The 13469-nt window shown below is 62.5% G+C and carries 15 protein-coding genes; 4 read left to right on the top strand and 11 right to left on the bottom strand.

Annotated features, from left to right (window positions below; translation table 11 throughout):
• Nucleotides 1–18 precede the first annotated feature (18 nt).
• On the bottom strand, nt 19–1071 hold the full coding sequence (locus EN949_RS12055; RefSeq protein WP_127370921.1) for a DUF1176 domain-containing protein: 1053 nt from the start codon (nt 1069–1071) through the stop codon (nt 19–21).
• Nucleotides 1072–1209: 138 nt separating this feature from the next.
• Here EN949_RS12055 and EN949_RS12050 point away from each other — a divergent pair, with 138 nt between their 5' ends.
• A complete protein-coding gene (locus EN949_RS12050; protein ID WP_127366402.1) occupies nt 1210–1716 on the top strand; it encodes a DUF1993 family protein in 507 nt (168 codons plus the stop codon).
• A gap of 61 nt (nt 1717–1777) precedes the next feature.
• Here the strand turns inward: EN949_RS12050 and EN949_RS12045 are convergent, their stop codons facing one another.
• Nucleotides 1778–1942 carry a hypothetical protein gene (locus EN949_RS12045; protein ID WP_023810361.1) on the bottom strand — a complete coding sequence of 55 codons (165 nt, stop codon included), beginning with the start codon at nt 1940–1942 and terminating at the stop codon, nt 1778–1780.
• Nucleotides 1943–2251: 309 nt separating this feature from the next.
• On the opposite strand from EN949_RS12045, the gene EN949_RS12040 reads away from it, so the two are divergent.
• The 3 genes from EN949_RS12040 (at nt 2252) to EN949_RS12030 (ending at nt 5206) form a co-directional block, all read left to right on the top strand.
• On the top strand, nt 2252–2707 hold the full coding sequence (locus EN949_RS12040; protein ID WP_013532105.1) for a hypothetical protein: 456 nt from the start codon (nt 2252–2254) through the stop codon (nt 2705–2707).
• Between the two features lie 114 nt (nt 2708–2821).
• Nucleotides 2822–3889 carry an aldo/keto reductase gene (locus tag EN949_RS12035; protein ID WP_013532104.1) on the top strand — a complete coding sequence of 356 codons (1068 nt, stop codon included), beginning with the start codon at nt 2822–2824 and terminating at the stop codon, nt 3887–3889.
• Nucleotides 3890–3940: 51 nt separating this feature from the next.
• On the top strand, nt 3941–5206 hold the full coding sequence (locus EN949_RS12030) for a cysteine desulfurase-like protein (RefSeq protein ID WP_127366401.1): 1266 nt from the start codon (nt 3941–3943) through the stop codon (nt 5204–5206).
• Nucleotides 5207–5221: 15 nt separating this feature from the next.
• On the opposite strand, the gene EN949_RS12025 is transcribed toward EN949_RS12030, so the two are convergent.
• From EN949_RS12025 to EN949_RS11985, 9 genes are all read right to left on the bottom strand, one after another.
• Nucleotides 5222–6250 (bottom strand): histone deacetylase family protein, encoded by a 1029-nt coding sequence (locus EN949_RS12025; RefSeq protein WP_127370923.1) that lies wholly within the window; start codon nt 6248–6250, stop codon nt 5222–5224.
• Entirely contained in the window at nt 6247–6759 is a 513-nt protein-coding gene (locus tag EN949_RS12020; protein ID WP_013532101.1) for a GNAT family N-acetyltransferase, read from the bottom strand. Before EN949_RS12020 ends, EN949_RS12025 begins: the two co-directional genes overlap by 4 nt.
• Before the next feature lie 25 nt (nt 6760–6784).
• Nucleotides 6785–7714 (bottom strand): 3-keto-5-aminohexanoate cleavage protein, encoded by a 930-nt coding sequence (locus EN949_RS12015; protein WP_127367288.1) that lies wholly within the window; start codon nt 7712–7714, stop codon nt 6785–6787.
• A gap of 3 nt (nt 7715–7717) precedes the next feature.
• Entirely contained in the window at nt 7718–9103 is a 1386-nt protein-coding gene (locus EN949_RS12010) for an aspartate aminotransferase family protein (RefSeq protein WP_127367289.1), read from the bottom strand.
• Nucleotide 9104: 1 nt separating this feature from the next.
• Entirely contained in the window at nt 9105–10748 is a 1644-nt protein-coding gene (locus tag EN949_RS12005) for a N,N-dimethylformamidase beta subunit family domain-containing protein (protein WP_127370924.1), read from the bottom strand.
• An 8-nt stretch (nt 10749–10756) separates the two neighbouring features.
• Complete coding sequence (locus EN949_RS12000) at nt 10757–11521, bottom strand: amino acid ABC transporter ATP-binding protein (RefSeq protein ID WP_127367581.1); 765 nt, start codon at nt 11519–11521, stop codon at nt 10757–10759.
• Nucleotides 11518–12177, bottom strand: coding sequence for an amino acid ABC transporter permease (locus EN949_RS11995; protein WP_064995378.1), 660 nt, complete (start codon nt 12175–12177; stop codon nt 11518–11520). The genes EN949_RS12000 and EN949_RS11995 overlap by 4 nt, the downstream gene beginning before the upstream one ends.
• Nucleotides 12178–12189: 12 nt before the next feature.
• A complete protein-coding gene (locus EN949_RS11990) occupies nt 12190–12837 on the bottom strand; it encodes an amino acid ABC transporter permease (protein WP_063171988.1) in 648 nt (215 codons plus the stop codon).
• A 64-nt stretch (nt 12838–12901) separates the two neighbouring features.
• Nucleotides 12902–13469 (bottom strand): transporter substrate-binding domain-containing protein (locus tag EN949_RS11985; RefSeq protein WP_127371695.1); only part of this gene is annotated, 568 nt, incomplete at its 5' end.

The following is a 13469-nucleotide window of genomic DNA, read 5'->3' as shown; positions in this document are numbered from 1 at the left end:
TACAAGCTCGTGTGATGCTCAAGGCGCAGTGTTGTAGTCGACGACAGTCTCGGGATTTTGCTCGCCGTCATAGGATGCATCGACGTCGTACTGGACCAGCGAGAAATTGCCGTTGCGGAACAGATACGTGCCGGCGTCGGAAGCATCGCCGACCCCGCGCCACTTGTTGAACGTGGTGATCGTCTGGGTGGCCTCGTCGTAGTCGGAATTGACCGCCCAGCCGGACGTCTGGAAACCGACGATGCTCATGCCCAGCAATTTGCCGTTGCTGTCATTGTTCTCGTAGCGGATGTCCATCTTGGGTTCGGCGAATTGCAATTGCTGCACGGCCGATATCTCGTCGGTCATATAATAGACCGAGCTTTCATTGTAGGCGGCGGCCGAGCAGGAAAAATGAAACAGCCGCGTCTCCTTGTCGGGGTCGCCGGGCTGCGCATCCTTGTCCTTGTATTTGATTGAAAAGACCGTTGGCTCGTCGGCCAGGAACTGTTTGTCGCACTGGCCGCCATAGGTTGCCAGAAACGCCTTCTTTGCCTGCTCCAGCGCAGTGTCCTTCTTCGGTGGCGGCGGCCCGTCGCCGCAGCTTGGCGGCAGCGCCTCCTCGAAATCGGCGGTGGAGGGTTTCAGTGCCCCATTCTCGATGTGGATCGGATCGAAGGGTGGCTCCGCCTGGATCTGGGCATTCACCTGGCGCAGCGTGTAGCAGCCGGCAAAAACCTTTTCGCCGCCGCTCTTGTCGGTGGCGCGGATGGCGACGGGCACGTTGTAGAAAATGCTGCCGGCCGCACCTTCGTCGGAAACCGCCCCGGTCAAGACCTCGACCTTGTCGGTGCCGTCATAGCCCTTGACGAAACTGTCGAAATCCTTTGCCGGCTTTGTATCGCCGAAATACCCCCAGGCGCGGGCGAATTCGTGCCGGGTGATGGCGCTGTAGAGCGAACGAACAACAGCATCGGCGCTCGACCGGTCGTCGACATAGGGCGCTTCGGGGGCATCTTCGGCTGCCAAGGTCGTTTGACCGATCGGGGCAAGGGAGAGAAAGGCAGTCGCTGCGAAAAGGGCGCATCTCATCGGGAACCTCCGCTCGATAAGAGGATTCTACGACGGCGATTGCGGCAACGTGGTGACGCGGCGTCGGCGGCCTTGAAAAATCCTGCACGAAGGCGCTACGTCGCGTCCGCCGGCGCTGGGCCGGGCAGGAGATTTGACGTGACGATATCGATGTATGAGGCATCCGTGCCGGTGTTTTCGGCCAGGCTGAAAGCGCTTTCCAATGTTCTTGCGACCGCCGAACAGAATGCGCTGGACCGCAAGATAGAGCCGCAGGTTTTTTTGACGGCGCGGCTGGCGCCGGACATGTTCGCCTTGACCAGGCAGGTGCAGATCGCCACCGATCATGCCAAGGGCGCGCCGTCACGGCTCGCCGGCCGCGAAGTGCCGAAATACGAGGACAATGAGGCGAGTTTTGCCGATGTCCAGGCTCGCATCACGAAGACGCTCGACCTTCTCGCGACATTTTCGGCTGCCGAATTCGACGGCTCCGATGACAAGATCATCGAGCTGAAGCTTGGTGGACGCGAAAGCTCGATGCCCGGCCTGCAGTATCTGCTGCATGTGGCCATGCCCAACTTCTATTTCCATCTCACCACGGCTTACGACATCCTTCGCCACAATGGCGTACCGTTGGGCAAGGCGACGTTCCTGGGATCGCGCTAAGGAATTGAATTTTTTGGAGGTGTCCCGGACCGATCCGGGACATCCTGAACACCGGATGCAGCTAGCGAATGGACATTTCGCGGGCGATGCGGGGGAAGTCGGCCGGCTTGATCCCTATGTCGGCGCGGTCGGCATTGCTCATCGAATGAAGCAGCGCGAGCGCCGAGCGGTATCTCAGATGTTCCTGTGGCCGAGGCCGGGCGAACATTTCAGTGAAGAAACCCATGATTCAAGCCCCAAATTGGTCCTCCACGGCTGCCAATATAGGTGAATCGTGACAATTGTGCAGTGCAGCATTTGCATACCTGCCATGTCTTGGCGATTTTTTTCGCCATTTTCCGCAACCGGGTGAAACTTTTGCTGACGCGCATCGTAGCCTCGAATGCTGGCTGCATGGCTGCCACGAGGCGACGGCTAAATTCATTGAGATCGGTGCCATGCATTTTTAACGAGCCGGTTCTATGCTTCGATACCCGAATGGTCGGGCGAGGGGGAGGCTGACATCGCTACTGGCGCCAAGCGGGATTTCGCTTCGTTGCTCGACGACCTCTTCATCGCCCCCGACAAGAATGGCGAGGGCGAAGCGGCCGGCGCTCGTCCATCCATCCCGTTCGACTATCTTTCGGTGGCCGATGAACTCCATTCCGGCCGCATCAAGGTTTCCGCTGCCGAATATCGCGAGGCGGGAGCGGATCTGGCGACCGAATTCGCCGCTTTGCTCGATCATGCCAAGCTGGTTCTCGCCGGCGAAGAGCCAAAGCCCGAGGAAAAACTGCCGCCGATCGATCCCGAAGCCATCGCCGTCGAACTCGGCCTCAATCAGCCCAAGCAGGTCGCCGATTTCGGCCGTATGCGCCGCAGCTTTGCCTTTGCCAACCATCCCGACCGCGTCGCCCCACATTTGCGCCAGCGCGCCATGATCCGCATGCAAGTGGCCAACATGCTGATCGACGAGGCCAAGCGTCGTGCACTGGCCGGTGCTCGCCGCTAACCCGGCTGGTTCACGCAAAAGTCGGCCTGGCGAGGCTTGGAGAGCGGCTCTGCTTTGCCTATAGATGCGGCTCCTCCGCGCAGTCGCGCCAGCCTTCCTCCGGAGCCGAATTCCATGCACAAACGCCGTCTCGGTCGGACTGATCTTCTTGTTACCCAGATCTGCCTGGGCTCCATGACCTGGGGCCAGCAGAACACCGAGGCCGAAGGCCACGCCCAGATGGACCTGGCTTTCTCGCGCGGCGTCAATTTCATCGACACTGCCGAGCTCTATCCGATCCCGCCCAAGGCGGAGACGCAGGGGCGGACCGAAAAGATCATCGGCAGCTGGATGAAGGCCAAGGGCAACCGCGACAAGGTGATCTTGGCCTCGAAGGTCGTCGGCCGCACGGCCAACAGCTGGTTTCGCGGCGACAGGCCGTCGCAACTGGTGCGCGCCGATATCTTTGACGCCATCGACAAGTCGCTAGCCAAGCTCGGCACCGACTACATCGACCTCTATCAGATCCACTGGCCGGAGCGGGATATCCCCTGGGGCGCCAACCCGACGCGCGTCGGCGCCGTGTCGCCACGCGCCGATTCCGTCGGCGCACCGGCCGGCGAAACGCCGATCGCCGAGACGCTTGCCGTGTTTGACGAATTGGTGAAGGCAGGAAAGATCCGGCATTTCGGCCTGTCGAACGAGAGTTCCTGGGGCGTGATGCGGTTCCTTGCCGAAGCCGACCAGGGTATCGGCCCGCGCGTCGCGTCGATCCAGAACGCCTACAATCTCGTCAACCGCACCTTCGAGGTGAATCTCGCCGAGGTCTGCGAGCGCGAGCAGGTGTCGCTGCTGCCCTATTCGCCGCTGGCGCAGGGCTATCTCACCGGCAAGTACGACCACGGGGCGCGGCCTCAGGGCTCGCGCACGCAGCTGTTCAACCGCGGCCAGCGCTACGAGACGCCAGGTGCCGCCGAAGCGCAACTTGAGTACAACGAGCTGGCGCGCTCCTTTGGCCTGGAGCCGGCACTGTTTGCCAACGCCTATGTCTCGAGCCGGCCGTTCGTGACCTCGAACATCGTCGGCGCGACGACCGTTGCGCAGCTCGATATGGCGCTGTCTTCCGTCGACGTCGTCTGGACCGATGAAATGCAGAAGGCGGTGGATGCGATCCACCAGCGGGTCGGCAATCCCTGTCCTTGAACGGGGATCGCTGGCCGAATATCCAATGATTACAATGGGAGAAGGGCGGCAATGAATTTTCCGATCGAGGCTATCCGGGGAAAATTTCCCGCTCTCTCTCTGGCCGACAAGGGCCGCCGCCGCATCTATCTCGACAACCCTGCCGGCACGCAGGTGCCACAGGCAGTGGCGGATGCGGTATCGCGCTGTCTCTTGACCACCAATGCGAACCTTGGCGGCTACTTCGAAACGACGATTGCCGCGCAGGCCGTCGTCGATGAGGCACATGAGGCCATGGCCGATTTCCTCGGCGCCGCAAGCCCTGAGGAAATCATCATCGGCGCCAACATGACGACGCTGACCTACCACATCTCGCGCACGCTCGGCCGCACGATGCAGCCCGGTGACGAGATCATTCTCACCCGCATGGACCATGAGGGCAACGTCTCGCCCTGGCTGCAACTGGCCGAGGATCACGGCCTCGTCGTGCGCTGGCTGCCGTTCGACGAAACCAGCTGGCAGGTCGAGGAGGCGACGCTGGCTGGCTTGCTTTCGGAGAAGACACGGCTGGTCGCGTTGAACTACGCCAGCAATTTGACCGGTTCGATCAACCGGGTGAAGGCGCTGACTGCGATAGCCAGGAATGCCGGTGCGCTGGTCTATGTCGATGCCGTCCAATTCGCGCCGCACGGGCTGATCGACGTGCAGGAGCTCGGCTGCGATTTCCTGATCTGCTCGGCCTACAAATTCTTCGGCCCGCATATGGGCATATTGTGGGGCCGCCGTGATGTCATCGATGACTTGCAGCCCTACAAATGCCGCTGTTCGTCGAATGGCCTGCCGGAGCGGTTCGAACTCGGCACGCCGCAGATCGAGCTGATGGCCGGCCTCACCGCCGCGGTCGACTACTTTGCCGACCTTGGCGCGGCGGCGGGCGAAGGCGGTTCAAGAAGACACAAGATCGCCAAGGCGTTTGCGGTTTCGATCGCCTATGAAAACCCGATGGCGCAACAGTTGATCGACGGCCTGTCCGATATCGAGGGCCTGACCATCCACGGCATCACCGATCCGAAGCGGCTCGGCGATCGCGTGCCGACGGTTTCCTTCACCGTCGATGGCATCGTGCCCGAAACGATCGTACGGCTGATGAACGCCGAAAACATCTTCCTGTGGTCCGGTCACAACTACGCCTGGGAGATCGTCCACCAGCTCGGCATTCCAGCCGAGCATGGCGTCGTGCGCATCGGCATTGCTCACTACAACACGGCAGCCGAAATCGACGAAACGCTGGAAAGTGTGCATCGGGTCATCGCCATGCTCAGGCAGCAGCGCTCCTAACGCTGGCTTGAGCACTCACCGCATCTTGCCGCCGAAGCCGGTGAGGAACGCGGTGAGATTGTCGCCGAGTTTGTCGCAGAGGTAGCCGCCCTCCTGGACGATGACCGTCGGCAGGTCGAGCTTTGCGATAGCCTCGCCGATGCGCGAGAAGCCAGGCGTCGTCACCGAAAGTCCGCCGAACGGATCGCCCTCGAACGCGTCGAGGCCGAGCGCCACGACCAGCGCGTCCGGCGAAAAGGCACGGATGCGCTGGAAGGCCGCCTCGAGCGCTTCGAGAAACGCCGCGTCCGCGGATTTGCGCGGCAGCGGCAGGTTGAAATTATAGCCGAGGCCGGGCCCTTCGCCGCGCTCGTCGGCATGACCCCAGAAGAACGGATAGAAGCGCACCGGATCGGCGTGCAGCGAGACGGTCAGCACATCCGGCCGTGCATAGAAGATGCCTTGCGTGCCGTTGCCGTGATGCAGGTCGACATCGAGGATCGCCACCCGTGCGGCCTGTTTGCGCAGAACCTGCGCCGCGACGGCCGAATTGTTGATGAAACAGAAGCCGCCGGCGACATCGGCAAAGGCATGGTGGCCGGGAGGGCGGCACAGCGCGTAGGCGGCCGGTGCGCCTGATATCACCGCCTCGGCCGCATCGACCGCGCTCCAGGCGCTCCATAGCGCGCTCTGCCATGTCTCGCCCGAGATCGGGCAGGCGGTGTCGGCCATGTGATAGCCGGCCTGGCCGACCGCCGAGGCCGGATAGGAGCCATTGCGCGCAATCGGATGGATGTTCGGGATCACTTCGGCCGAAGCGCCCTCGATGCGCTGCCAGCGCGCGTAGATATGCTCGAGGAAATCCAGATATTCCGGCGTGTGCACCGCCGCGGCCGGGCCGAGCCCATGATCCCGAGGTCGCTCGATCGTGCAACCCGCAGATAGTGCGCCGACCAACAATCTCTCGATGCGCTCCGGCTTTTCCGGATTGGGCTGTGCCGCGCCGCTCGAAAGAAAGGCCCTGGGGTCGTGGCGCTTCTGTTCCTCGGCATAGAAGGCTTTCATTCCTGATCCCCGTTTTCCGGCGCGTCGGCGAAAGCAAAGAAGGCCTCGCCGATGATTTTTTGGGTCTGTTCGTAGCTCGACCAGGCGATGCCCAGCCTCTCGTAGAAGGCCTTGGCCCCTTCATTGTCGGTGTCGACGGACAGCCGGAGATAGACGCCGCCTTCCTTCCGGCACTGCGCCGCAACACGCCGCAGCAGCCGCTCGCCGATCTTGCGGCCGCGAAAACGATCCTCGACATAGAGGTCCTGCACATAGACGCCGGGCCGCCCCATCCAGGTCGAAAAGATCGGGAAATGCAGGCAAAGACCGGCAAACTCGCCGCCCACTTCGGCGATCAGGGTGGAGAAAGCGGGCTTTTCACCAAAGCCGTAGGTGCGCAAATCATCTGCTGTCGAAATGATCTCCTCCGGCGCACCGATATGCGTGCCGAGTTTCAGGATCGCGGCGTGGATGGTTTCGACGTCTTCCACTCGGCCGGGGCGGAGGCGGATTTTGGGCGAGGCAATCATTGCAGGTTCATCTCAGATCAGCATCTCAAAACGCCACCCGGTCGCCGCCCTTGAGCGCCAGCATGTCGCGCGCTTCGGTGGGCGTTGCAACCTCCAGCGACAGCCCGTCGAGAATGCCACGGATACGGCGCACCTGATCGGCATTGGATTTCGCCAGCTGGCGGCCGTCATAGAGACTGTCCTCCAGCCCGACACGGACATTGCCGCCCATGGCTGCTGCAATTGAGATCAGCGGCATCTGCTGGCGGCCGGCGGCGAGCACCGAGAACTGGTAGCTGTCGCCGAACAATTTGTCGGCGATCCGCTTCATGTGGACGAGATTGTCCGGGTCGGCGCCGATGCCGCCCAATATGCCAAGGACGAATTGGATGAACAGCGGTCCCGACACCAACCCCCGATCGCGAAAATGCGCCAGCGAATAGAGATGGCCGACATCATAGCATTCGAATTCGAAGCGCGTGCCGCAGCCCTTACCCAACCTCTCAAGCACACTCTCCATGTCGGCGAAGGTGTTCTTGAAGATCGTGTCGCGGGTGGCTTCCAGCAGCTTGGGTTCCCATTCGTGCTGCCATTCCCTCGGCTTGTCGAGCATCGGGAACAGCGCGAAATTCATCGAACCCATGTTGAGCGAGCACATTTCGGGTTCGGCCCGCAAAGGGGCTGCCACCCGCTGGTCCAGCGTCATCAGCGACGAGCCGCCGGTGGTGATGTTGATCACTGCATCGGTCACCTGCTTGATGCGCGGCAGGAACTGCATGTAGACGTCCGGATCGGCGGTCGGGCGGCCATCTCTGGGGTCGCGGGCGTGCAGATGCAGGATCGAGGCGCCGGCTTCCGCCGCCGCGATCGCGTCTGCGGCGATCTGGTCCGGCGTCACCGGCAGATAGGGCGACATGGACGGCGTGTGCACCGAGCCGGTGACGGCGCAGGTGATGATGACTTTTCGCGGTGCCATTTCTTACCCCTGGCCTCCGACCGGCAGGTCGAGCTCGGCGGCCAGAACCTCCAGCGAGTCACCGATGATGGAGATGATCTCGCCGACCTGCTCGGCCGTGACGATCATCGGTGGCGCGACCATGAAATTGTCGCCGTCGACGCCGCCCTTGACCCTGCGGCCATAGATGATCAGCCCGCGTTCATAGGCGAGGTCGAGCAGCCGCTGCGTGGCTTTCTTGTTCTGGTCGATCGGTTTTAGGGTCTCGGGATCGGCGACCATCTGGGCGCCGGTGAGCAGGCCCTTGCCACGCACGTCGGCAAGGAACGGAAACCGCTTCGCCAGGCCTTTAAGCCCGTCCATCAGCACGTCGCCCATGGCTGCCGCATTGGCGATCAGGTCGAGCCGGTCCATTTCGCCGAGCACAGCCAGGCCGGCGGCACAGGCCAGCGGATTGCCGGCATAGGTGTGGCCGTGCTGGAAGCCGCCGGAGGCGAGCAACGGCTGCACCAGCCGCATCGGTGCGGCGAGTGCGCCAAGCGGCGCATATCCGGAGCCCAGCCCCTTCGACAGGGCGACGATGTCGGGCTTGCAGTTCCAGTGATCGCCGCCGAGGAATTTGCCGGTGCGGCCGGCACCGCTCATCACTTCGTCATGGATGAGCAGGATGCCGTAGCGGTCGCAGATCTCGCGGATGCGCGGATAGTAGCTGTCGGGCGCAACCAGGGCTGAGGTCGCAGCGCCGCCGATCGGCTCCATGATGAAGGCAACCACGCTGTCCGGGCCTTCCGCAAGAATCTTCTCCTCCAGCATGTCGGCATAGCGGATGCCGCGCTGCTCAATCGAGAGATTGTCGCGGTCGCGCCAGGCATTCGGCGCCGGCACGGTTGGCATCACCCGCATCATCGGCTCGAACGTTTCGGCCAGCGCATCGTCGCCGGTGATCGAGAGCGAACCCAGCGTGCCGCCATGATAGGAGGGGAAACGCGTGATCACCTTCCAGCGGCCGGCCTGGCCGGTGGCGACCGCCCATTGCCGCGCCAGCTTGATGCAGGATTCCGTCGCCTCCGAGCCACCGGAGACGAAGAAGATGCGGTCCATGCCCTCCGGCAGCTTGCCGGCCAACTCCCGCGCCAACTCCTCCGCCGGCTCGTTCTCGAAATGCAGCCGATAGGCGAAGGTGGCGCGGTCCATCTGCCGCTTCATGGCGTCGAGCACATTGCGATTGGAATGGCCGATATTGGCCACCATCGGGCCGCTCGAGCCATCGATGAAGCGGCGGCCGTCCTGCGTCCACATGTAGATGCCTTCGGCGCGGTCGATCAGCGGCCGGCGCAGGCTGGACATATAGAACAGATGCGAGTCTCGCCGGGCTTCGGTTTCTTGAACGGCGGATTGGACTTTCGACATGTCAGGACTTTCCGAGGTAACGATCGAGGACATTTTTCGTGACGCGTTCGACCATCGGGTCCTGTCTTAGCAGGCCGGCGACCCATTCGCAGCTTCCGGCATGGAACACCTCGCCCTTGCCGCGCGGGAAATTGACGATCATGCCGTTGCCGCGTTTGACCTTTTCCAGATTGGCGTCGCTCGCCTCGCCAAACAACGTTTCGGCGGTGAAGCGGCCGTCTTCGTCGGTGAGGAACTGGTCCTCGATCGGGATATCGGCGCTTTCCTCGACCTGGGATGCCATGCCGACGGCGAGAACCTGCAGGCCATCTGGCGCGCCGCTGGTCGCAGTCGGGTAGGGCAGGCCGCCGCGTACCTCGAAGTCGAGCCCGTCGACCTCATAGCCATAGACATGGCTGTCGGCGCCCAGCAGGTCGCCATAGTAGATGCCGGTGCCGGCGAAGGCCCAATGCTCGGGCCGGTAGACCGGGAAACCACGCACGCCGCGCGGTGCACAGCCGCCCCAGCCGGCATAGACACCGCGCGTCGCGTTGAGCCCGAAGGTCGCCGAACCCGGCCGGCCGATTTCCGGCGCCTCCCAGGAATTGGTGGCACGGGTGACGTCGCCGTCTGGGAGATAGGCCGGATCTTCGGCACGCGAGCGATATTTGTAGCAGACCTGCCGGCGGCCCTCGTCTTCGAACCGCGTCTGCCACATGAAATTGCCGGCAAAGCGCGCTGCATGGCCACCGCGCTCGACATAGGCGTCGACGGCATCGCGCATTTCCCAGGTCCAGTATTCGTCATGGCCGACGAACACGGCGCAGTCATAGCCGTCGAGAATTTCCGGCGAAAAATGCAGATCATGCTGGCTGGCGAGATCGACTTGATAGCCGGCCCGCTCGGCGAAGCGGAAAAAATGGCTGTCGTAGCTGGCCCAGCCGGACGAAGCGTATTTCTTCGAATGGCCGGTGGCGAGCGCCCACTCCATGTGCGGATAGCGCGGCACGGTCTTCGGCGGCACAGCGACCTCCAGCGGCACACGCGGCGCATCCTTGGGCAGCACGACGAAGCCACGGCACCAGGGGCGCTGCGTCGAGACGATGGGCGAATACTGGTTGCGATCCGGCCCGGTGATGCCCTGATAGTGGTTGGAGCCGCCCCAAGTGTTGTAGGCCAGCCATGTGCCTGTCGCCGCCACCTGGAGCACGCGGCCAGGTTTGCGGCCCGGCTGCGGGCAGACGATGAAAATATGGTGGCATTGGATCGGCTTGCCGTCGAGCCCGTCGGCGGTCAGCGTGACCCGATAGGCGCCGGACGGCCAGCCCGCTCCGACGCGAAATTCGAAGGATGGGTCCCAACCGCAGCCTTCAGCCGAACACTGGTCGGGTGTGTCCTGCCAGCGTGCCGCGATGCCCGATTTCTCGAATACTTTGTTTTCGCTGCCGCCATCTCGGGTGATTGTGATGCCGAACGTCGCAGCTGTCGAACTGACATGCAAAGCCACCGTTTCGCCGGCGCGATAGGAAAACCGGTCGCTGTAGCACCAGATCTCGCCGCGCTCGCCATCCATGCCTGGCCACTCGTAATAGTGGCCGCGCACCGCGTGGCGGCGCTGCTCCGGCGTCAGTCCGAAATCGGGGAATTCCGTGTTTGGGCTGGTCATGGTCATCCTCAGGCGGAAAGATATTTCTTGAGGAAGCTGCGCGTGCGGTCCTTCTGCGGCGCGCGGAACATGTCGCCGGGCGGGCCTTCCTCGACGATCACGCCGCCATCCATGAACAGCACCCTGTCGGCCACTTCGCCGGCAAAGCGCATCTCATGCGTTACGATGAGCATGGTCATGTGTTCGGCGGCAAGCTGTTTCATCACCGCGTTGACCTCGTCGACCAGTTCCGGATCGAGCGCCGAGGTGGCTTCGTCGAACAGCATCACCTTGGGCTGCATCGCCAGCGCACGGGCAATGGCCACACGCTGCTTCTGGCCGCCCGAAAGCCGCGAGGGGTAGGCGTCGATCTTGTCGGCGAGCCCGACCTTGGACAAAAGGCTATGCGCCAGCGCATGCGCGTCACTTTTGGTCATGCCTTTGAGGATGATCGGTCCCATGCAAATGTTCTCGATCACGGTCAGATGCGGGAACAGATTGAAGTGCTGAAACACCATGCCCATCTGCTGGCGCACCTTGTTGATGTGCCGCTCGAAGGCATGGCCGTGCAGCTTCTGGTTGACCTGCACGCCGTCGAGCCAGACTTCACCGGAGTCCAGGGATTCCAAATGGTTGATGGAGCGCAGCAGCGTGCTCTTGCCGGAGCCACTCGGGCCGATGATGGCGACGATCTGCCCGCGATCGACCGACAGGCCTATGCCTTTGAGAACCTCGACGGCGCCAAACGATTTGCGCGCGCCGCGAACCTCGACCATTGGCCGCTGCGTGCTCATCGGGAAACCTCCACATGTCTTTCAAACCGACGCAAAGCCGCCTCGAGCACAAGATTGAGAATGTAATAAAGCGCCGCTGCGGTGATGTAGAACTCGAACGGGCGGAACGTTTCGCTGATCGCCAGCTGGGCCGAATGGACCAACTCGGCGATGCCGATGACCGAGACGATCGAGGATTCCTTCAACAGCGCGATCAGATTGCCGCCGATCGGTGGTGCCGTGTTGCGGATGGCTTGCGGTATCACGACATGGCGCAGCGTCTGCCACTTGCCGAAGCCGATGCTGCGCGCACCCTCCGTCTGGCCGACATCGACGGCCACGATGCCGGCGCGGATGATGTCGGCATTGTAGACGGCAAAGTGCAGGCCGAGCCCAACAATGCCGGCGGCAAGGGCAGGAATGTCGATGCCGATCTGCACCAGGCCAAAATAGATCAGGAACAGCTGCAACAGCAGCGGCGTACCCATGAACACCCACATGAGGGCGCGCACGGGATAGGCGACGATCTTCGGAGCGTAGAGCACGATGACCGCGAACAGGATGCCGCCGACGAAGCTGAGCGCGCCCGCCGAGACCGTCAGCACCCCCGTCCAACAGGCACCAATCAACAGAAGGTCCCAGTAGGGCGCGACGACGGTGAAATCCAAACCTTGCATCGTGCTCTCCGGTCAGACGATGGCGAAGCGTTTGTCGAGCAGGTCGACGACCCGCGCAACCGCGTAGACCATGATCATGTAGAGCAGGGCTGCAACGCCGAATATCTCGAACGGCTTGTAGGTGGAGCCGATGAAGCGCTGGGCGGTGTAGGTCAGTTCGACGACTGAAATGGTCGACACAAGTGCTGATCCCTTCAACAAAGCAACCGTATTGACCCCGAGCGGCCGGATCATCAGCCGTGCGGCCTGCGGCAGCACGACCTTGCGCAAGGTCTGGAAACGGCTGAAGCCTATTGTGCGGGCGGCCTCCGTCTGGCCCCTGTCGACCGCGACCAGCGCACCACGGATCGATTCCGCCATATAGGCGCCGATGTTGAGACCGAGGCCGATAACGCCAGCGGCGAACGGCTCCAGATTGATGCCGATCTGCGGGCCGCCGAAATAGAGCACGAAGAGCTGGATCAGGCACGGAGTGCCGCGAAACAGGCTGACATAGAGCGTGCCGATGGTCCGCAGGATTGCCGATTTCGACATCTTGGCGGCCGCGGCCAATGAAGCAGCCGCGAGGCCCAGGATCAGGGCCAACACCGTGATCTCGATCGTCACTAAGGCGGCCTCCACGAAGAACGGGAAGACGCGCTGCATCAAGGAGAAATCCATGAAAGGGTCCAGCAGGAGTAACGCTCGGCTTCAGGCGGCTTTGGTCGCCTGAAGCCAGGAGAGATCAGCGGATGTCGCTGCCGACCCACTTCATCGAGATCTTTTCGTAGCTGCCGTCCGCCAGCATGTCGTCCAGCGCCTTCTGCATCGCAGCCTTGAGCTCCGGATTGTCCTTGCGGATGCCGATGCCGATGGCAACAGCGCCGCCTTCGATATCGGGCGTGTTGAGCTTGCGGACCTTCTCGCCCGTCTCCTTGACGGCAACCATGACCGGAATGTTGTCGACGACTATCGCGTCGACGCGGCCGGCCCTCAGTTCCAGCAGCAGTTCCGGCAGGCCCTTGTAGGTACGGATATCCCAGCCGCCCTTTTCGCGCGCCCATTTCTCATGCGTCTCGCCCAGCGTCACGCCAATGGTCTTGCCCTTGAGCTCGTCGAGGCTCTGCACTTTCGACTGCTCGCTGACGAAAACGGCGCGGCCGGCGTGGTAGTAAGGCCCGACGAAATCGACCACCTTTTCACGCTCAGGCGTGATCGTCATCGAGCCAACGACGGTGTCGTATTTGTTGGCGAGCAGGCCGGCAATGATGCCGTCCCAGGCCGTGGTGATGATGGTGCCCTTGACACCGATG

Origin of the sequence: Mesorhizobium sp. M7A.F.Ca.US.007.01.2.1, from assembly GCF_003998165.1 — a bacterium.
In the GTDB taxonomy this organism is placed as follows: domain Bacteria; phylum Pseudomonadota; class Alphaproteobacteria; order Rhizobiales; family Rhizobiaceae; genus Mesorhizobium; species Mesorhizobium ciceri.
This window is presented reverse-complemented; position numbering and strand designations above follow the sequence as displayed.

Bases quoted from the DNA above. Each gene is read 5' to 3' on its own strand.
- EN949_RS12055 (WP_127370921.1), bottom strand. From the start codon at position 1,071: ATGAGATGCGCCCTTTTCGCAGCGACTGCCTTTCTCTCCCTTGCCCCG.
- EN949_RS12045 (WP_023810361.1), bottom strand. From the start codon at position 1,942: ATGGGTTTCTTCACTGAAATGTTCGCCCGGCCTCGGCCACAGGAACAT.
- EN949_RS12035 (WP_013532104.1), top strand. From the start codon at position 2,822: ATGCACAAACGCCGTCTCGGTCGGACTGATCTTCTTGTTACCCAGATC.
- EN949_RS12030 (WP_127366401.1), top strand. From the start codon at position 3,941: ATGAATTTTCCGATCGAGGCTATCCGGGGAAAATTTCCCGCTCTCTCT.
- EN949_RS12025 (WP_127370923.1), bottom strand. From the start codon at position 6,250: ATGAAAGCCTTCTATGCCGAGGAACAGAAGCGCCACGACCCCAGGGCC.
- EN949_RS12020 (WP_013532101.1), bottom strand. From the start codon at position 6,759: ATGATTGCCTCGCCCAAAATCCGCCTCCGCCCCGGCCGAGTGGAAGAC.
- EN949_RS12015 (WP_127367288.1), bottom strand. From the start codon at position 7,714: ATGGCACCGCGAAAAGTCATCATCACCTGCGCCGTCACCGGCTCGGTG.
- EN949_RS12010 (WP_127367289.1), bottom strand. From the start codon at position 9,103: ATGTCGAAAGTCCAATCCGCCGTTCAAGAAACCGAAGCCCGGCGAGAC.
- EN949_RS12005 (WP_127370924.1), bottom strand. From the start codon at position 10,748: ATGACCAGCCCAAACACGGAATTCCCCGATTTCGGACTGACGCCGGAG.
- EN949_RS12000 (WP_127367581.1), bottom strand. From the start codon at position 11,521: ATGAGCACGCAGCGGCCAATGGTCGAGGTTCGCGGCGCGCGCAAATCG.
- EN949_RS11995 (WP_064995378.1), bottom strand. From the start codon at position 12,177: ATGCAAGGTTTGGATTTCACCGTCGTCGCGCCCTACTGGGACCTTCTG.
- EN949_RS11990 (WP_063171988.1), bottom strand. From the start codon at position 12,837: ATGGATTTCTCCTTGATGCAGCGCGTCTTCCCGTTCTTCGTGGAGGCC.